The following is an 18,674-nucleotide window of genomic DNA, read 5'->3' as shown; positions in this document are numbered from 1 at the left end:
ATAGGTTATTGTTTTCATCAGGAAAATCAATAACCGTACCAGACCAAAATTTGTCGTTAAGACAAATTTTGTCCTGCAAAGCAGGATTCTTGCTGATGATTATCCTAAATCTCAGCAAGAAGTCATGACTTCTTGTCACTTATATTCAGAAACTCGCAGTAAATGCGAGTTTCGTGAGAACAAAAGTCAAGCGGCAAACTGGTCCAAGGCGAAGCCTTTTTAAATGGCCAGTTTGCGTAGTTTTTGGAACGTAGTGACAAAAATCTATATTTTATGATTTAAAGAAGCTCATTTCTTCATTAAGATGTTCTGCAATATCCTTAAGATCTGAAGCTGAGCCTGCAAGAGTAGTAACTGTAGCTGAAAGTTCTTCCATTGAAGCACCTGTTTCTTCAGAAGATGCAGCATTTTCTTCAGAGATAGCTGACAATGCACTCATTGTATCAACCACTGCATTCTTAGAATTGTCACAGGTTTCAGCGCCCTGACTAATGAGTTCTACGCCTCCAACTGTATCTGTAATATCGCTCAACATTCCGTTTACTGCATTTAATGTATCGCCAAGGGCTGTCTGCTGTTTGATATTACCCTGTTTCACATCTTCAGAAGCTGTTACAGCAGCCTTTGATTCATTGAGAAGTTTCTCCATCTCAATCTTAATATCATCTGCAAGCTGCCTTGAATTGGCAGCAAGCTGGCCAATCTCTTCTGCTACAACAGCAAATCCTTTTCCAGCCTCGCCTGCACGTGCAGCTTCAATAGAAGCATTAAGAGAAAGGAGATTCGTCTGAGTAGCAATTGATGTAATTCCCTCAACCTTATCATTTATATTAAGAACCGCATTCTGTGTAGTCTCAATGGTGCTGGAAATCTCATCGATCTTTGCAGTCATTTCAAGCGATGATTCCTGAAGCGAAGCAAGAGAACTGCTTGAAATCTCTGAAGCTTCTTTCATCCTCTGCGTTATACCGGAAAGGTTTTCTGTAGAATTCTGAACATCATTAATAGCTTCGCCAATTCGTCCGACATTTTCTGTCGCACTCTGAATCTCATCTGCCTGCTGTGTAGCACCTGTTGCAATTTCCTGCACTGCATTAGAAACATCTTCTGCTGTCTGTGAGATCTGATTTGCCATATCTGCCAGTTCTTCTGAAGATGAACCAAGCGAGGTAGCTGATTCTTTAATATTTGATACTATGCTGTCAAGCTTTTCTATTACTTCATTTGTTGCCTGAGTCATCAATCCGATTTCATCAGTTCTCTTTTTAGCTCCTGTTATCTTTACAAATTCTCCATCACGCAAATGTGCAAGAGAGTTAGCCACAACAGCAGCAGCTTTTGCTATTCCAGTTGCCTGATAGATTATCATAATAGTGGTCATTACAATAGCTACTATACATACGATAATTGATATATGCAGAAGCATTGTGACCTTTTCAAATACTTCATCTTGAGAAATTGTAAGTCCGATTCTCCAATTCATGCCCGGAATAGTATCCCAATACAATAGTCTTTTAACGCCCTGATATTTAAAGTTTCCCTTACCTGTTTCACTTGCTTTAATTGTTGAAATGTAATTTTCCATTTCAGTTGAATCATCAATGCCAAGTCCATCAATTATCGCATTTGGATAAGCCGGATGATATACATAGTTAAAAGCTGTATCAGTGAGCCATAAAGTTCCTGTTTTACCAATTCGAACATTAGCTACTTCTGCATTTACTTCATCCAACATAAGATCTACAGTAACGCATCCTACAAAAGTACCATCAGCTTTTTTAATAGGTGCAGAACAGGAAGCCATGACCATACCTGATGATGAATCATAGTATGGATCTGTAATGGTAGCACTAGCAGATTTTTTGGCATTTATATAGTATTCCTGATTGAAATAATCATAGCTTTCATTTGAATAATCCCAGGAAGCCTCTAGCGCACTGCCATCCCATTTACCGTTTGAATCTGTTTTTTTCATCCAATATGGGCCACAGTATTTTTTTTCAGGATCATATACATTAGGCTCAAACCAAAGTCCTGCCCCCAATACCATGTCATTGCTGGTAACGATAGATGTAATACCTTCACTTAACTCATCAATAGATGCTGTTTGATACGTTGCTCCCACCATCATTGCCAAAGTATCAGTCTGAGACTTTATTTCGTTAAGCTCACCAGAGATATAATTTGAATATTTTCCCAAAGTAGCCTGCATTTCGCTATTGGAACGATCTATGATAATACTACGACTTATCATAGAAGTTACCACAGTCAGCAAGATTAGCAATATAGCAACGATAGGAACTATTGCTATTATCAATTCCATCTTGATGCTCATACCTTCGATTTTAAGTCCGCTTGCATTATCCTGCTTCTTTTTCATAATACTCATATTGCCTCCTGTTTATAATAATAGACTTCAAAAATATTATAACACCATACACGCAATTCCGTATATCAATATCCGATTAAAAAATTATCGCCAAACAGTTTAAGTACATTATTCAACAAGATAAGCATATAAATAGCCGATGTGATACCATTCACATCGGCCCCTAAAAAAGTATTATTGACTTAAAAAACAAGTTCCTTAACGATATCTTTCAGCTCCTGTTTTCTGTCATTTAGCAACAGGAGTTTATTGTATTTATAGTATGCAACAAAAAACACTTAAGAGTATTCTTAAGTGTTTCGAAAATGAGACACGTGGGAATCGAACCCACGACAACTTGATTAAAAGTCAAGTGCTCTACCAACTGAGCTAGTATCTCATATTTAATTATTCGAGCTGGGCTAGCCGGATTCGAACCGTCGTATGCAGCAGTCAAAGTGCTGTGCCTTACCGCTTGGCGATAGCCCAATGTTGTGGCAAGTTTGCGAACTTGACTTATTAGCTGTCGCAATCAGGTTTGCCTTACTGAATTACTAAGGGTGGGTAGTGGGACTCGAACCCACGGTCTCCAGAACCACAATCTGGCGCGCTAACCAACTGCGCCATACCCACCGTAAGGTAGTATATGAAGATGAACTCCATACAAAATGTGCTCGAAGGGATTCGAACCCCCGACCCACGGCTTAGAAGGCCGTTGCTCTATCCAACTGAGCTACGAACACATACCTCGCATCTCTCGATGTGAAGCGGGTGATGGGAATCGAACCCACGTATCCAGCTTGGAAGGCTGGTGTTCTACCATTGAACTACACCCGCATAGCAGAAAATTTCAATCAAATGTCATACCGACTTGGATATTATATACCATTTCAGCTTATTTGTCAATACTTAATATTTATTAGTTATCCATAAGCGACACTGTTTACTCGCCTAAGTCTTCGTGAAGACGCTTACTTACAATGATATAAACTAATCATACTATATCGAGCAAATAAAAAACGCTGAAAAAAGTTATTTCAGCGTTCTTCTGAAAAAAATGAGACACGTGGGAATCGAACCCACGACAACTTGATTAAAAGTCAAGTGCTCTACCAACTGAGCTAGTATCTCATATTTAATTATTCGAGCTGGGCTAGCCGGATTCGAACCGTCGTATGCAGCAGTCAAAGTGCTGTGCCTTACCGCTTGGCGATAGCCCAATGTGGTGGCAAGTTTGCGAACTTGACTTATTAGCTGTCGCAATCAGGTTTGCCTTACTGAATTACTAAGGGTGGGTAGTGGGACTCGAACCCACGGTCTCCAGAACCACAATCTGGCGCGCTAACCAACTGCGCCATACCCACCGTAAGGTAAAATATATGAAGATGAACTTCATACAAAATGTGCTCGAAGGGATTCGAACCCCCGACCCACGGCTTAGAAGGCCGTTGCTCTATCCAACTGAGCTACGAACACATACCTCGCATCTTTCGATGTGAAGCGGGTGATGGGAATCGAACCCACGTATCCAGCTTGGAAGGCTGGTGTTCTACCATTGAACTACACCCGCACGGTAGAATTCTCTTTCTTATTCCACTTAACACAATTTACAAACTTGCAAAGTCGGGGTGACAGGACTCGAACCTGCGACTTCCTGCTCCCAAAGCAGGCGCTCTAGCCAAACTGAGCCACACCCCGAAGTGAAGTGTTTTGTGTGCCTCGCTCTCTCGCGGCGACAAGATATATTCTATCACGTTCTCTAAATATGTCAACACTTTTTTTAAAAAAAATCATATTTTTTTATTTTGTTTTTTTCTATCATGTTTTTCTAGTAGTCGAAACCATCAAAAAACGCATTTTTACTGGTATTTTCCGATACATTTCTTATCATGACTTTATTGTTTTTATATAGTCCGTTTTACTGTTTGTATATTTCGTCGCAGACACGCTTTCGCTTGATTATAAACGTAGTGGTACGTAATGCGCTAAGAAACAGCGCATAAGAATGCGGCATAATTTAAACACTTTTAAATTATGTCGCCCTGACAAATTTATATCTTCCTGTTTTGTGATTTTCATTGACAAACACTGATTTTCTGGTATAAAATAGTTCTTGCATGCGGATATGGCGGAATTGGCAGACGCGCAGGATTTAGGTTCCTGTACCGAATGGTGTAAGGGTTCAAGTCCCTCTATCCGCACTTTAAAAGGGATTTCGTTTTCAAACGAAATCCCTTTTCTATTTGTTTTTCAGTCTTTTTTATTCAATAAGCATTGTCTTAGCTTGCTTAATTCCTTCACAAATCACATATCATGTAAAACTATTATCACTGTTTCATTTTGCTTATTACAGTTCTTTTGAAAGAAGTTCTTCCATTTTTCTAAGTGCTTTTCCTCTATGACTAACTTTATTCTTTTCTTCTGGAAGAAGCTGAGCTGAAGTCTTGCCAAATTGAGGGAGGAAGAATATAGGATCATAGCCAAATCCATTTTCTCCTGCTATTTTTTTGGCAATTACGCCTTCCATCGTATCTTCTGCACATAAATGCCTTCCATCTGGAAGAACTGCTGTTATCGCACATACAAAGCGTGCTGTTCTCTTGTCATCTTCTACATTAGATAGTCTTTCTATAATTTTTGCATTCTTTTCCGGATATGGAGTATCCTTTCCCATATAACGAGCTGAATAGATTCCAGGTTCTCCGTTAAGTGCATCAATCACAAGACCTGAATCATCGGCAAGAACAACTGCATCATCAATACCTTTTTCTTTGAGTGATTTTGATATTGAACTTGCCTTGATAAGAGAGTTTTCTGCAAAAGTTGTTCCATTTTCTTCAACATCTTCAAAAACGCCTGCTTCTTTCATAGAGATAATATCTACTCCGAAATGATCCATTATCTCATGGATTTCACGCATTTTGTCTTTATTTCCAGTTGCAACTACAATTCTCATAATACTATACCGCCTTTATTCATTTACTGTCTAAACATATATTTAAAAGCTCTGCAAATAGCTATAGCATAGCTATCAAGACTTTCATCGCCATCTATAATCTCTTTCGAAGGCAGTGAAAGAAAAGCCGAAGGGTTCTGGATATGTGAGGAATATCTCAAGATAAATTCCAGTGAAGCATCCTGTTCTATAAGATTATTTATAGACTCATAGGTTGCAACTTCTGCTTTTTCTTCTCCAAAAAGATATGCTATATCTGCAGACATCTGTTCTGCAAACATATCACTCCCTTCTTTTCTAAGATAAATTTCTCCATTGTAGTAGGCACAAAGCTTTTCTCCGTTACCTATTGTCAGAAGATAATTAGGATTTAAAGAACTTACGAAATTCTCTTTAACTTTGGCTGTATGGTCAACTTCATCTATTCGGCAAAGATATACATGGATTTTTTCTTTTTCCAATATTTCCTTTACTTTTTGAGCAATTTCGAGAGGAATATCCTCTTTGACTTCTTTATTAGTAGTTCCTTCTCCATTTAAAAGAGGTGTTTTCGAAATAGCCGGATCAATTACGATTATCTTATCATAAATATCTGTAGGTTTTTTTAGAGACATTGTAAGTTCACCCTCAGAAAAAAGCGTATCTGTCTCATATACTTTATCAAGTTGCAATATAATACATACCGCTTCATTAAAATTGTCCGGTATATTCTTTGCAATAACTTTTACAAGTTCCTGTGATCCATTGGCTGCCCGTCCTGCTGCCGCCTTTTTTATTTCCTCTGCATCATAACAATATGCTTCTACAACCTGTGAAGAAGTCTTAATTTTAAAATCTTCAGTATATAGATTTTTTCCATTGTCTATATATACCCACAACTGCTGAAGATCATATCGTTTGACAACCTTTGTGTTTTCTTTCAAAGTTTGCTGGGGCAAAGGAATTGTTATTCCTGCCGAATCCTTAGTGGGCATAAGGCTTTTTTTGTGAATTGTGACAGGAAGAGTATCTTGTATCTGAGCATTTTTTGCGGCCTGTCCTCCTGCATTATTCATGTTAACTTTTCCTGTATGGGCAGCCATAACCGGAATCATGCACAAAAAAGCCATGATACAGAAAATAATAGTAAAAAAAGATGTTCTTTTAAGTAATCGATTCAAATTAACTTCTAATTTTTCATCAGACTCTGACAAAGACTCCTCAATAGAACTAACCGGACGCTTTGACAAAGACTTTTTTTGTCCTGTCATATTATGCCCCTTTTACTTTCTTCTTGGTGGTTTTGCTCCTAAGTATTGATAGAAATATGTTTTTATCATTCCGTTATAAATCTTACGGTTTTTATCTGCTTTTTTACCTATTGCCTCTTGTGCCTTTTCATAAGAAGTAATCATAAACATTGACCAGTCATCAAGTTCTTTGTACCTTTCACCCAGTACTCGGTAAAGACTATCAAGTTCTTTCTTATCACCAATTCTTTCACCATATGGAGGGTTGGTAATAACAAATCCATATTTTTTCCTATGAGAAAGCTTTGCTACATCTCTTGCCTGAAAGTGAATAAGATCACCAACACCTGCTTTCTCTGCATTTATTCTAGCTATCTCTATTACAGACGAATCTATATCATATCCCTGAATATCAGTCTCAATATTAAGGTCTATATCTTCCATCGCCTCTTCTCTGACATCACTCCAGTTTTGAGGTGTTATAAGGTGAGTCCATGCCTCTGCATTAAAATGTCTATTCATTCCAGGTGCAATATTAGCTGCAATCATAGCAGCCTCAATTGGAATAGTTCCACTACCGCAGAAAGGATCAATCAAAATGCGATCTTTACGCCAAGGTGTAAGCATAATAAGAGCTGCCGCAAGATTCTCTGCAATAGGAGCCTGAGATTCAAGTCTTCTATAGCCTCTCTTATGAAGTGACATTCCAGTAGAATCAAGTGTAACTGTTACTTCGTCTTTATATAAAAATACTCTTATTGGAAATTCTAGGCCATTTTCTTCGAAGACAGTTGTATGATATGCTTGACTCATTCTGTCAACCATAGCCTTTTTCATAACTCTTTGGATATCGCTTGGTGAAAAGACTTTGCTTTTGACTGTAGATGCTTTTGTAACCCAGAATTTTCCATCAACTGGAATAAATTCTTCTAAAGGAAGCGCTTTTGTTCCCTGAAATAATTCTTCATAGGATTCTGCATGAAAAGATCCAATCTTAATAAGAACTCTTTCAGCAGTTCGAAGCCCGATATTAGCTCGTACCACTGCATCTGCATCTCCTGCAAATGTAACTCGTCCATCTGCAACTTCGGTAATATCATAACCTAAATCAATTATTTCTCTTTTTAATACGGCTTCAAGCCCCATATGGCATGGAGCAACAAGTTCATAATGTGTCATATTATTTCCTTTTACTATAAATTCATTGATTATGTAAATGTTCAATTACCATCTCATTTCTTAGAAATAAAGAACATTTACTTTTTCTCTTCACAATAATCATACGAAAAATCAGTCGAAATATCAACAAACTGCTAGAAACAAAAAAGCTTATGCATTTAACAAAAGTTAATACACAAGCTTTCCTTAAACTATATACCTTTTATGTAAAAATACTACTATATATAAAATCTAATACACTTTCTTTGCCTTGTTCTAATAAAAACAGTTTTCTTCTTTATTAATTGCAACTTTACCAAACAGTCATCAAAACTCTTCTTCTGATTCGTTTATCTTCCTAACTGTTGCTCCGGTAAAGAGCTGACCACTTACCATTACCTGACCAATTACCGTAGTTTTGGGAGAATTAATCAGTGATATCAGTCTTTCAGCTGCCATTCTTCCGATGGTCTCGGAATCCTGATGAAAAGTTGTCATTGGAGGCTGCATTCTGGTTGCAAGTGGTATTCCGTCATATCCTGCAACTGATATATCTTTGGGAATACTAAGTCCCCTTTGTCTTATTGCTCCTATACCACCTATAGCAGAAAAGTCATCTGGAAACAGTATACAGGTCGGCGGATTAGGTAATTCCAACAACTCTTTGGTACACTCAAACGTAAGAGCTGTATTTCTATAATCAGATTCCTTGACATACTCTGGTGGAATTTCTATTCCAAGTGTTTCAGCTGTCTTGTAAAAACTTGATAAACGACTCTGTGTAACTGATGATTGTGCTCCGTGTATATAGGCTATCTTCCTGTGCCCTTGTTCATAACAATAGGTAAGCAACTGCTGAATTCCTTCAACATTGTTGGAAATAATGGATATTCTGCTATCAAAGACATGGTCAATAGTCACTATAGGAATATTACTTCTTACCAGTTCTATTACTTTCGGATCATAAAAATCCACGCAGGCTATCATGACTCCATCAAATCCTCTATATAAAACATGTTCTATATAACTTCGCTGATTTCCACCTGTATTAATAAAAGTAATGTCATATCCGCTATGCTCTGCACTTCGTTTAAAGGAATCAAGCACTGCAGCAAAATAATCATGCGTAAGACCTGATCTTGCATCATCTACAAACAGCACTCCAATGTTATTGGATGTGCTGGTCTTTAACGCTTTAGCAGCAGAGTTTGGAAAATATCCCATTTCCTGTGCAAGTTTACGAATTTTCTGCTTGGTCTCCTCGCTTATATCACCTCTATCATTTAACGCCTTCGAGATAGTCGCAACCGAAACTCCACAGGCTTTTGAGATATCCTTCATTGATACCTTCTGCCCCATAGCCGATTCTCCTTTCAGTAGAATTAAAACCTCTATATGTCATAACTTCGTTTTTTGAATACAATCCTTTTTCCAAAACTCATAAAACACTTTTTACGAGAGTATAATTCATAAATCCATATATATTCTTATTTTTTTTCGAAAAAATATTATGAATATCATTCTTAAACGTTTACGTGTTTTTATTATAAACCTTTTATTATTTCAATGCAATTAAGTATATTATTATTCTGATTTTTCCCAATATTAACGAAGAATTCAACGTTTTTTTGTCAAAATTGCATGATTGCGTTATTTCGATTAAATAATTATAATGTTCTTATACTTAAACGTTTTCGTTAGATTATTAAATGTAATCACGTTGAAAGGGGCAGAACATGAAATACGGTTTTTTCGATGATACAAATCGCGAATATGTTATAACAACTCCTAAAACTCCACTCCCTTGGATTAATTACCTTGGAAATCAGGACTTTTTTTCTCTGATATCCAATACCTGCGGTGGATACAGTTTCTATAAAGATGCGAAACTATTAAGACTTACACGATACCGTTATAACAATATTCCATATGATAATAATGGTAAGTATTTCTATATCAAAGATGGTGAGACTATCTGGAATCCTGGCTGGCAGCCTACACGCACCAGTCTTGACAGCTATGAATGTCGTCATGGTATGGGCTACTCAAAGTTTAAGGGCGAAAAGAATGGTGTAACTGCCAATGTGCTTACTTTCGTTCCTATGAACGATACTTGTGAAATCAGTAAGGTTACTTTAAAAAACAACTCTTCTACATCAAAAGAACTTAAACTCTTTTCTTATGTTGAGTGGTGTTTGTGGAATGCAGATGATGATGAGAGAAACTTCCAGCGAAATCTTTCAACTGGTGAGGTTGAAGTTGAGGGTTCAACTATTTACCACAAAACTGAATATCGTGAGAGACGTAATCATTACGCAATCTATTCTGTAAATGCCAAAATAGACGGTTTTGATACCAGCCGCGAGAGTTTCCTTGGCGCTTACAACGGAAACGATACTCCAAGCGTTGTAGTAAATGGAGAATGCACAAACTCTGTTGCAAGCGGCTGGTCTCCTGTAGCAGTTCATCAGCTTAACGTTTCTCTTGCTCCAAATGAAGAAAAAACTTTCGTTTTCATTCTTGGATATATTGAAAATCCTGATGATAATAAATGGGAAGCTCCAAATGTCGTTAATAAAGAAAAAGCTCATGCTATGCTCGAACGTTATAAAGATACTGCCCTTGTAGATGATGCTTTTTCAAAGTTATGTGAATACTGGGACGGCCTTCTTTCTCGCTTCCACATTGAAAGTGATAATGAAAAAGCCAATCGTATGGTTAACATCTGGAACCAGTATCAGTGTATGGTTACTTTCAACATGTCAAGAAGCGCATCCTATTATGAATCTGGTATCGGTAGGGGCATGGGTTTCCGCGATTCCTGTCAGGATCTTCTTGGTTTTGTACATCTTATTCCAGATAGGGCAAGACAACGTATCATTGATATCGCTTCTACCCAGTTTCCTGATGGAAGCGCATACCATCAGTATCAGCCTTTGACAAAGAAAGGAAATGCTGATATCGGTTCTGGATTCAACGATGATCCGTTGTGGCTTATCGCTGGAACAAGTGCTTATATTCGTGAAACAGGTGATACTTCCATACTGGACGAAATGGTTCCGTTTGATAATGACGAAAGCATTGCTACTCCATTAATGAATCACTTGAAGCGCTCATTTGATTTCACAGTAACTCACAAAGGTCCTCACAATCTTCCTCTTATCGGAAGAGCCGACTGGAATGACTGCCTTAACCTTAACTGTTTTTCAGCTCACCCTGGTGAATCTTTTCAGACTTTCGGACCTTCTGAAGGACCTGTTGCAGAATCAGTATTCATCGCTGGTATGTTCGTAAAATATGGTGAAGAATATGCTAAACTATGCGAACTTACAGGCAATCAAAAAGAGGCTGACTATGCAAGAAGCGAAGTCAAGAAGATGTATGATGCAGTTGTAACTGCTGGTTGGGATGGAGAATGGTTCATTAGAGCTTATGATGCAAACTCTAACAAGGTTGGATCAAATGAATGTGAGGAAGGTAAGATTTTCATTGAGCCTCAGGGATTCTGCGTACTCGCAGGAATAGGTGTCAAAGAAGGTCTTGCTCAAAAGGCTATGGATTCAGTCAAAAAGCATCTTGACTCCAAGTATGGAATTATGATTCTACAGCCCGCATATACAAAGTACCATCTCGAACTTGGTGAAATCAGCTCATATCCACCAGGATACAAAGAAAATGCCGGTATTTTCTGTCACAACAATCCTTGGGTATCTATCGCTGAAACTGTTATTGGTGATGGTGACAGAGCTTTTGAAATTTATAAGAAGACATGTCCTGCTTATATTGAAGATATAAGTGAAATCCACTGCACTGAGCCATATGTTTATTCTCAGATGGTAGCAGGTAAAGATGCAAAATTCTTTGGTCAGGGCAAGAATAGCTGGCTTACAGGAACTGCAGCATGGACATTTGTAAATATTTCTCAGTATATTTTGGGAATTTATCCAACACTTGATGGACTTTCTGTAAATCCATGTATTCCTGATGGATTCGGAAACTTTAAGGTAGACCGTACATATCGTGGTGTAAACTATCACATCTCCATCAACAACCCTGACAATATCAGAAAAGGTGTTAAGGAAATCGTAGTTGATGGTAAGAAAATTGAAGGTAATGTAATTCCATTTGATTCATCGAAAAAAGATGTCACTGTAGAAGTAACTATGAAAGCATAGGTTCTTGTTTTCATCAGGAAAATCAAGAACCGTACTAGGACAAAATTCTTGCTGATGATTATCCTAAATCTCAGCAAGAAGTCATAATGTATTGTTTTCATAGGCAAACTAAAAAGCCAACTGGTTCAAGGTAATACCGTTTATAATAACCAGTTGGCTTTTTTGAAACAAAACAGCAAAAATCATCAAAAAATCCCGCAATCTTCATCTTGACGTATATCCGCTTTCATCGAAAGCATATTCTTTATCTCCTATTTTGATTTTTTGATTTTTATAATATTTTCCGCTTGAAAGTCTATATTTCCAACCTTTATCATCTTTTTTCCAGCCTTCAATGCTTACACCCTCTTCAAGTGGCACTGCTTTCGTCTTTGCTCTTGTCTCATTATCCTGAAAATGCCACCATTCACTTGATAGTATTCCATAACCTGCTGCCTTCATATATTTTTGCAGAAGATTGGCATTACTGTTATTCTTGCTAAGTGCAGAATAATAGCTTAGATCATGCATATTGGTCTGCATGTCAAAATCTCTTCCCTTATCAGACACAAGTGTCATGTCCATTGCTATACCGTAATTATGAGTAGATCCTTTTGCCGCAAGAAAATTTCCAAGCGAATACGAACCATTTGTCATTGTTCTCCTATAGGTTACTCTTTTTTTACCCAATACTCTTTCATCTATATAAAAAACAGTATTATCAATTATAGTGTAATCTTGGCTTGCAGAACTGCTTTCGATGGATTTTTGAGGCCATTCATCTTCTGGTACTGCTTCGGATGCCTGTCGATAACCTTGATCTATAAGTTTTCTATACATGTCCAAGGTTATCCTACTATATTCATGTGATGGAACTTCAAAATCCAGTATTTTAGCCGTTTCATCGTATATATATCTTGTAGCTTTGTGAGGTCTGAAAGAATCATATATTTTGATTTTATGTCCATCAGCCTTGGCTGCATTAGCTGCATTTAATAGCTTTTTAGCACATGGATACAAAAGAGGAACAAGAAATGTATCATCATCAAGAAGGATATTTTCATATCCCGGTATTACAGTTGCTGATACATTAGGTATTGCAAAATTATGTATAAGATAAATCGATGCATAACTGTTTGTTATATCATATTCGCAAATATCTCCAAGATACTCCGGAAGATTAATCATACAGTAGCTACTATCTATATATCCTTTTCCTCTTTCTGTCTGTATTTTAAACATGCCAGAATCTTCGCCTAATACGCACAAAGCCTTTTGAGATTTGACATTATCAATCCTAGAAGTTTTTTTGGCATCAGAATACACTACGAGCTGTTTAGTAGGCCATATTGTTGCATACATTGGTGAAGCCTGAGTATTTATTACAACTATGTCAGGATTTCCCGATTTTTCAGAATAGTCCTTTTTACCCGTGTCTATTCCTCCTGGCGCTATCCTGAATATATATTTTTTACCCGGAGATAATCTTCCTGTCTCATATTCACATTCGCTTCCTATAGACAATTTACGAAGAGTCTTCCATTCTTGATTGTCATTTCCCCTCATCTGAATCTCATATCCATTCGCCTGAAATTCTGTCCACATTAATTTATAATTATTCTGTGATATTTCTTCATAAGCAAGCTCTGTTTCTGCCGGTAAAAATTCATTCGCAGTAATAGTTGCTGCAAGTTTATCATCACCAAAAAATTCCAAATGAGACTCTTTTCGAACCGCTATTATTTCCAGATTATACTTGTCATCTTTTTTAGGAATCGGAAGATTTTTACCTTCACCAAAGTATAATAACGCTGCGTAGTTTCTTATTTTTCTTCCTTCGTTTGAAAAAAAATTAAGCGGATTCGTTTTCGAATAGCCATACCTCTTAATTATTTTTCTGCTGCCATCTTCAAAAGTCTGAACAAGTAGAAATGTATCTGTAGAATAACCTTTCCAGGTAATATACATTTTTTCATCTGCCATTGAAATATTAGTCTCAACATCTGCTATCTCAGGTTCATCCAGATACACTGATATTTTAAGTCCTCTTTGCTCTGTGAAATGGTACTCTTTATCCATGAACGACCAGCTGCTCTTTGCTTTAATGCATATGGAGATTTTTTTATCCAGGGGAACATTGTCAGGAACTATAAACTCTTCTTTTTCTACATCAGCTTTACACAAAATCTCTGAGTTCTTGCCTTCTTTTTTTTGCAATTCCACTACATAGCCATCTGCCTTATCAGCTCTATCCCAAGTCAAAACTCTCTGCTTGGACGAATTCACTTTGATTTTAACAACTGCATTAAAATTCATCCTTGCAGTATTCACAATCCATGGAGATACTGCAAGCAAAGCAAAGGCTATAAAAGACATTAAAAAAATGAATAAATATAGTTTTACCCTTTTTTTTAATCTCCTTTTGTTTCTTTTTTTACTATTCTGTCCCATAACTCCTCTTTCATTTACCACTTATATTTGTTCTTGCAAAAGTTTTAGCCTTTAAATTATCTTGATTTTGGGTCTGTATAATAAAAGCTGAGACTTTTCTAAAGAACTTTAGCGGGATTCTTAGTATTCCGGTTAAAACCGTGGTCACAACAAACAATAAAAGGCAATAGAAAACAAATCCTAGAATACCTTTTTCATACAAATTCACCTCTTGATATCTAAGTACTATTCTGATAAAAATCATATGTATGAGGTAGACACCAAAACTGTTTTCATCAAAAAAATTCAAAATTTTCAAAGATAATTTGTCACCAGTCTCTTTACCTACATCTGAATAAAAAAACGAAAAAAAACCAATAGACTGTAATACCACAAAAGGAGATGCATAACTTTCCAAAATTCCATCAAAAGTCTCGATTTCATAGTAATAACTTCTATATGTAAGAATAGCTATAAAGGCAGTCGAAACAAAAAAAATAAAAAAAGAAGCCACTTTATTAATACGTATTATTTTTTGACTAAATGCATATCCCGCAAAAAGATAAAAAATATAAATTCCTGAGACCTGTATATTGAAAGCTATAGGAATTCCTGTAGATTTGACCGCTTGTATAATCGACAAAAAAACAAAATAAACAATTAGCAAATATCTTAGCATTTTCTCATCACTTCCCTTTGCAATCATCCGATAGAAAGGAAGGAGCAGATATATTCCAAGCAAAAGATATAAATACCATAAATGCGCCCAACTTTTTCCTGTACAAATCTCATATATACCTCTTTTCAAAGTATCAATCGATATTTCATTACCATCCATAACTTCATCTATTATCTGAAATACTATCCCAAAGAAAACAAGAGGAATTAATGCCTTAGGAACATATTTTTTAAAGAGCTTTTTTAAAGGAAGTTCTCTGGAAGGTTCTAAGATAAGGGCACCTGATGTCATAAGAAAACACGGAACTGCCCACATCATAATGTAGACAGTTCCCATTGAACATGTTTGCTCATACAGTGATATATCATCACGATACAGCATTTCAGATACGTTAGCAGTATGTAGGACAATAATAGCCAGACATGAAATAACCCTTATCAAAGATAACGAATAGTTTCTATTTAACGGTTTACCATGTAAGTCCATCATCACCTATGCACCCCTGATCATTATCATCTAATTCTTTTGACGGATTGTCACCAAGCGGTGAATCTTCATCATCTATTGATTTTTTACCTTTTTTAGAAGAACTCTTTTTCTTAGCGTTATCTGATTTCTTATTAGCTTTGTTTTTGGAAGTTTTTTTGCTACCTTGTAACTTATTGTCATCTTCGTTTGATGAAGCTTTATCCTTCATCTCAGAAGAACTAGATGACTTTGAAGAATTTTTATTCTTTTCAGCATCCTTCTTTGATGATTCTTTGTTTTTTACTATCTTTACCTCTGAGGAATCCTTACTTTTTGCTGTCTTTGCCTCTGAGAAATCCTTAATTTCAACTATTGTCAAATTGTCTACATTCTTTTTAGTTACAATTAGTTTGTAGGAAGCTTTCGAAAAAGCTTCTGCCTTCAAAGAAATACCAAGCACAAATACAATTGCAATAATTCCTGTCATAAGCCTTATCTTTTTACTCAAATAATCACCTCCTGTTTATTCAAGCCTAAGCACTTAAAGCTCTTATAGTGCTATTCAGACATAACACTATAACTTTGATACCTCCATGTACCTTTCTGACCATACTGAATCATGAAACCATTTTTACCTGTTCCATATGTATAATCAGGATCAAATACATAAGTTTGACCGTTAACATCGATTTCTACCCATGAGTGAGGTGTAAGACCTCTTTTTCTGCTGGGAACAAGTCCTGACATCTGTCTTGGTGAATACCCTAGACACTTTGCCATTTCATAGAAAGTGGCAGCCATAACATAGCAGTTTCCTTTATGATTAGTAAATCCAAAATCTGCAAACCACTTTACTCCCGGTGACGGTTCTGCTGGCATTCCGGGTGCTCCGTGCCCATAATAGGTAAGACTGGAAGACCACTTGAAAGCATTTTCCAACTTCCATCCTACTTTATTAAGGACAGCTACTGCTTGGGGATATTCTTCGTATTTTGTTTTTTTATTATTATCTGGTTTACTATTCGTCTCGTTGTCAGTTGCGTTTAAAGCACTTTTTGCTGTTTCTTCATCATTAACTGTTACCAATCCGTCAGCAGAAGCGTTTCTTCCTTCTGTTTTTCCACGAGTTAAATAATGCATATAGTATTTAGTAAGATCATCACCAAAGGCTTCTTGCAAATCTTTATATCTCGTCTTATATGCTATGACATCAAATTCCTGATTGCCTTTTCTGCCTTCTTTCATTCCATAGTTTATAAAATGATTAAGAAGAGCTTTTTCGTCACTTCCGCACAATAATGCTACATCTTTATTGGTTGTAGCATAGTAATTTGCATCAAAAACATCCGCAAACTGATTTCCTTCCTTAGAGCAAGCATTTAAACTGACAAAAGAAGTAAAACACAAAAACAAAACCATTAATACACATAACTTTTTAAAAAATCCGTTTTTAACCATAAATTATCCCTCCATACTTTGTTTATCGTATTTTTATACACAAATAATCATAGATTTATTAAACAAAATTAATTCTCGCTTGTTTTTGCGATAGTAAAACGTTTTTTCCGCATATTTACTGACGTTTTTCATTAAAATTCTTTTTTACACAAAATCAGCTTTTTATTATTACTGATTTTGAAGTTAATTTTTTGTACACTTTTATTTTATGATTTTTTTATTTTTAATTATTTTCAACAAAAACAGATGTCCGATTTTGTGTGTTTTTTTGCACTTAATAAAGATAGCAAGATTTGATGAAAAGATAGCAAAACATGAGATTGTCAGAGCCTCAATTCAAATCTATGATTATCTTAAGAGGTCAAAATTTCTTATGGGAGGTGTTCTTTAATGAACAAACTAATCTACAGTGTGTACTTTATTCTACCGCTTATTTTCTTTTGGCGGGCAAAACCAGTTATCGGGCGAGGGAAGTGGAATGATGAATTTCTTTCACTAAAGCAGACTAAAGCTTTGCAGGGATTTTTAGCAATATGCATTATGCTGCATCATATTGCACAGAAAACCTGTGCTTCATGGCTCTTTCCCAAAAGCAGAATTATTCCGGGACTTGAAATTTTTGCACCTAATGGATATCTGTTTGTTGCTGTATTCCTTTTCTTCAATGGTTATGGTATTTATAAAAGCTATTCTTCAAAACCAAATTACCTTAACGGATTTGTAAAGAAAAGAATTCTTCCGGTTGTCTTATCTTTATACACTACCGGATTAATATTTTTTATCGCAAGACTGATATTAGGCGAGAAAATGAACGGAAGTCAAATGGCACTTTATCTTAGCAGTATTAAACTTTGCAACCCGAATACATGGTACGTTATTGTTCTTCCTTTTTTCTACCTTGCTTTCTATTTGTCTTTTAAGTTTTTCAAAAACAAAGACACAGCATTTTTTACTTCTGTTCTATTTGTTGTTGTATATATGCTTGCAGCAACAAGAGTTGACCACAATGATTATTGGATAAGAGGTGAATGGTGGTACAACTGCGTACATCTTTTCCCTATCGGAATGATTTTTGCAAAGTTTGAGAATAGAATTGTTCCTCATTTAAAAAGACACTATTTGCTGTATCTAATACTTGCATTTGGTCTTTTCTATCCTCTTTATCTTCGTTCTGATTATGTACTTAATATTGTGTCTTACTATGGGGAAAACTTTAATGCTTTGGATAAGGTATTCAGAAGACGTATTTGCCTGCTTTCTCAGATGTATGTAACTTGTGATTTTGTATTCTGTTTCCTTCTACTTAGCATGAAGGTTAAAATTGGAAATAAACTGTTGGACTTTATGGGAAAAATAACCCTTGAATTCTATCTTATCCACGGACTTTTTGTAGAATTGTTCGACCATGAGTTCTGCAGTGTTGTACCTGCTCCATTGCCGATCAAAAACGTTTTCTTATATGTTGTTGCTGTATATGCACTAGGAATTCCTTCAGCACTTTTATTACAAAAGCTTCACCATATAATTCTTAGAACAAACAAGAAGAAAACAGATATTGATAAGAATATAGAAAAGAAGACTGCATAATGGAGACTTAATCATTTTTATATCTCTTCATCAAAAAAGAAGCAAATCTTATGATTTGCTTCTTTTTCTATGCGTGCGACAGGATTCGAACCCACGACCTTCTGGTCCGTAGCCAGACGCTCTATCCAGCTGAGCTACGCACGCATCTACTATAAAGTTTTATCTGTTGCCGACGCTCATCGACAAC

11 protein-coding genes and 13 tRNA genes are annotated in these 18,674 nt (G+C 36.2%); 3 read left to right on the top strand and 21 right to left on the bottom strand.

What is annotated here, in order from left to right; genetic code table 11:
• Positions 1 to 271: 271 nt before the first annotated feature.
• From G634_RS0103055 to G634_RS0103000, 12 genes are all read right to left on the bottom strand, one after another.
• A complete protein-coding gene (locus tag G634_RS0103055) occupies positions 272 to 2,389 on the bottom strand; it encodes a methyl-accepting chemotaxis protein (protein ID WP_035798673.1) in 2,118 nt (705 codons plus the stop codon).
• A 306-nt stretch (positions 2,390 to 2,695) separates the two neighbouring features.
• Positions 2,696 to 2,768: transfer RNA gene (locus G634_RS0103050), tRNA-Lys, on the bottom strand.
• 17 nt (positions 2,769 to 2,785) lie between these two features.
• A tRNA-Gln gene (locus tag G634_RS0103045) sits at positions 2,786 to 2,857 on the bottom strand.
• Between the two features lie 70 nt (positions 2,858 to 2,927).
• Positions 2,928 to 3,001: transfer RNA gene (locus G634_RS0103040), tRNA-His, on the bottom strand.
• A 36-nt stretch (positions 3,002 to 3,037) separates the two neighbouring features.
• Positions 3,038 to 3,111: transfer RNA gene (locus G634_RS0103035), tRNA-Arg, on the bottom strand.
• A 23-nt stretch (positions 3,112 to 3,134) separates the two neighbouring features.
• Positions 3,135 to 3,205 (bottom strand) — tRNA-Gly (locus tag G634_RS0103030).
• 221 nt (positions 3,206 to 3,426) lie between these two features.
• A tRNA-Lys gene (locus G634_RS0103025) sits at positions 3,427 to 3,499 on the bottom strand.
• Between the two features lie 17 nt (positions 3,500 to 3,516).
• Positions 3,517 to 3,588 (bottom strand) — tRNA-Gln (locus G634_RS0103020).
• Positions 3,589 to 3,658: 70 nt separating this feature from the next.
• Positions 3,659 to 3,732, bottom strand: a tRNA-His gene (locus G634_RS0103015).
• Between the two features lie 38 nt (positions 3,733 to 3,770).
• Positions 3,771 to 3,844, bottom strand: a tRNA-Arg gene (locus G634_RS0103010).
• 23 nt (positions 3,845 to 3,867) lie between these two features.
• Positions 3,868 to 3,938: transfer RNA gene (locus G634_RS0103005), tRNA-Gly, on the bottom strand.
• Between the two features lie 53 nt (positions 3,939 to 3,991).
• Positions 3,992 to 4,066: transfer RNA gene (locus G634_RS0103000), tRNA-Pro, on the bottom strand.
• 421 nt (positions 4,067 to 4,487) lie between these two features.
• Here G634_RS0103000 and G634_RS0102995 point away from each other — a divergent pair.
• Positions 4,488 to 4,569 (top strand) — tRNA-Leu (locus G634_RS0102995).
• Positions 4,570 to 4,715: 146 nt separating this feature from the next.
• On the opposite strand, the gene G634_RS0102990 is transcribed toward G634_RS0102995, so the two are convergent.
• From G634_RS0102990 to G634_RS0102975, 4 genes are all read right to left on the bottom strand, one after another.
• Entirely contained in the window at positions 4,716 to 5,327 is a 612-nt protein-coding gene (locus G634_RS0102990) for an XTP/dITP diphosphatase (RefSeq protein ID WP_026504053.1), read from the bottom strand.
• Between the two features lie 20 nt (positions 5,328 to 5,347).
• Positions 5,348 to 6,574 carry a hypothetical protein gene (locus G634_RS0102985; RefSeq protein WP_026504052.1) on the bottom strand — a complete coding sequence of 409 codons (1,227 nt, stop codon included), beginning with the start codon at positions 6,572 to 6,574 and terminating at the stop codon, positions 5,348 to 5,350.
• A gap of 12 nt (positions 6,575 to 6,586) precedes the next feature.
• On the bottom strand, positions 6,587 to 7,732 hold the full coding sequence (locus tag G634_RS0102980; protein ID WP_026504051.1) for a THUMP domain-containing class I SAM-dependent RNA methyltransferase: 1,146 nt from the start codon (positions 7,730 to 7,732) through the stop codon (positions 6,587 to 6,589).
• 306 nt (positions 7,733 to 8,038) lie between these two features.
• Positions 8,039 to 9,070 carry a LacI family DNA-binding transcriptional regulator gene (locus G634_RS0102975; RefSeq protein WP_035798669.1) on the bottom strand — a complete coding sequence of 344 codons (1,032 nt, stop codon included), beginning with the start codon at positions 9,068 to 9,070 and terminating at the stop codon, positions 8,039 to 8,041.
• Positions 9,071 to 9,447: 377 nt separating this feature from the next.
• Here G634_RS0102975 and G634_RS0102970 point away from each other — a divergent pair, with 377 nt between their 5' ends.
• Entirely contained in the window at positions 9,448 to 11,886 is a 2,439-nt protein-coding gene (locus G634_RS0102970) for a GH36-type glycosyl hydrolase domain-containing protein (RefSeq protein ID WP_026504049.1), read from the top strand.
• Positions 11,887 to 12,090: 204 nt separating this feature from the next.
• Here the strand turns inward: G634_RS0102970 and G634_RS20100 are convergent, their stop codons facing one another.
• Genes G634_RS20100 through G634_RS20095 form a run of 4 tightly spaced genes read right to left on the bottom strand, consistent with a single transcriptional unit; the run spans position 12,091 to position 16,900 of the window.
• Positions 12,091 to 14,316, bottom strand: a complete 2,226-nt coding sequence (locus tag G634_RS20100) for a M15 family metallopeptidase (protein WP_026504048.1) — start codon at positions 14,314 to 14,316, stop codon at positions 12,091 to 12,093.
• Between the two features lie 10 nt (positions 14,317 to 14,326).
• Positions 14,327 to 15,463: an acyltransferase gene (locus tag G634_RS0102960; protein ID WP_026504047.1), complete on the bottom strand. Its 1,137-nt coding sequence runs from the start codon at positions 15,461 to 15,463 to the stop codon at positions 14,327 to 14,329.
• Positions 15,444 to 15,950, bottom strand: coding sequence for a hypothetical protein (locus G634_RS0102955; protein WP_026504046.1), 507 nt, complete (start codon positions 15,948 to 15,950; stop codon positions 15,444 to 15,446). The genes G634_RS0102960 and G634_RS0102955 overlap by 20 nt, the downstream gene beginning before the upstream one ends.
• 50 nt (positions 15,951 to 16,000) lie before the next feature.
• Positions 16,001 to 16,900, bottom strand: a complete 900-nt coding sequence (locus tag G634_RS20095) for a transglutaminase domain-containing protein (RefSeq protein WP_051233642.1) — start codon at positions 16,898 to 16,900, stop codon at positions 16,001 to 16,003.
• Between the two features lie 390 nt (positions 16,901 to 17,290).
• Here G634_RS20095 and G634_RS0102935 point away from each other — a divergent pair, with 390 nt between their 5' ends.
• The gene (locus tag G634_RS0102935; protein WP_026504044.1) at positions 17,291 to 18,487 is read left to right on the top strand and encodes an acyltransferase family protein; all 1,197 of its coding nucleotides are present in this window, start codon (positions 17,291 to 17,293) and stop codon (positions 18,485 to 18,487) included.
• A gap of 70 nt (positions 18,488 to 18,557) precedes the next feature.
• Here G634_RS0102935 and G634_RS0102930 read toward each other — a convergent pair.
• Positions 18,558 to 18,631, bottom strand: a tRNA-Arg gene (locus tag G634_RS0102930).
• Positions 18,632 to 18,674 lie beyond the last annotated feature (43 nt).

Origin of the sequence: Butyrivibrio sp. NC3005 (assembly GCF_000424545.1) — a bacterium.
Classification (GTDB): Bacteria; Bacillota; Clostridia; order Lachnospirales; family Lachnospiraceae; genus Butyrivibrio.
The sequence above is the reverse complement of the archived record's forward strand: the minus strand, read 5'-3'. Positions and strand labels throughout refer to the sequence as shown.

Coding starts and splice junctions, on each gene's coding strand:
- G634_RS20100 (WP_026504048.1), bottom strand. CDS start 14,316: ATGGGACAGAATAGTAAAAAAAGAAACAAAAGGAGATTAAAAAAAAGG.
- G634_RS0102970 (WP_026504049.1), top strand. CDS start 9,448: ATGAAATACGGTTTTTTCGATGATACAAATCGCGAATATGTTATAACA.
- G634_RS0102980 (WP_026504051.1), bottom strand. CDS start 7,732: ATGACACATTATGAACTTGTTGCTCCATGCCATATGGGGCTTGAAGCC.
- G634_RS0102960 (WP_026504047.1), bottom strand. CDS start 15,463: ATGATGGACTTACATGGTAAACCGTTAAATAGAAACTATTCGTTATCT.
- G634_RS0102935 (WP_026504044.1), top strand. CDS start 17,291: ATGAACAAACTAATCTACAGTGTGTACTTTATTCTACCGCTTATTTTC.
- G634_RS0103055 (WP_035798673.1), bottom strand. CDS start 2,389: ATGAGTATTATGAAAAAGAAGCAGGATAATGCAAGCGGACTTAAAATC.
- G634_RS0102985 (WP_026504052.1), bottom strand. CDS start 6,574: ATGACAGGACAAAAAAAGTCTTTGTCAAAGCGTCCGGTTAGTTCTATT.
- G634_RS0102975 (WP_035798669.1), bottom strand. CDS start 9,070: ATGGGGCAGAAGGTATCAATGAAGGATATCTCAAAAGCCTGTGGAGTT.
- G634_RS20095 (WP_051233642.1), bottom strand. CDS start 16,900: ATGGTTAAAAACGGATTTTTTAAAAAGTTATGTGTATTAATGGTTTTG.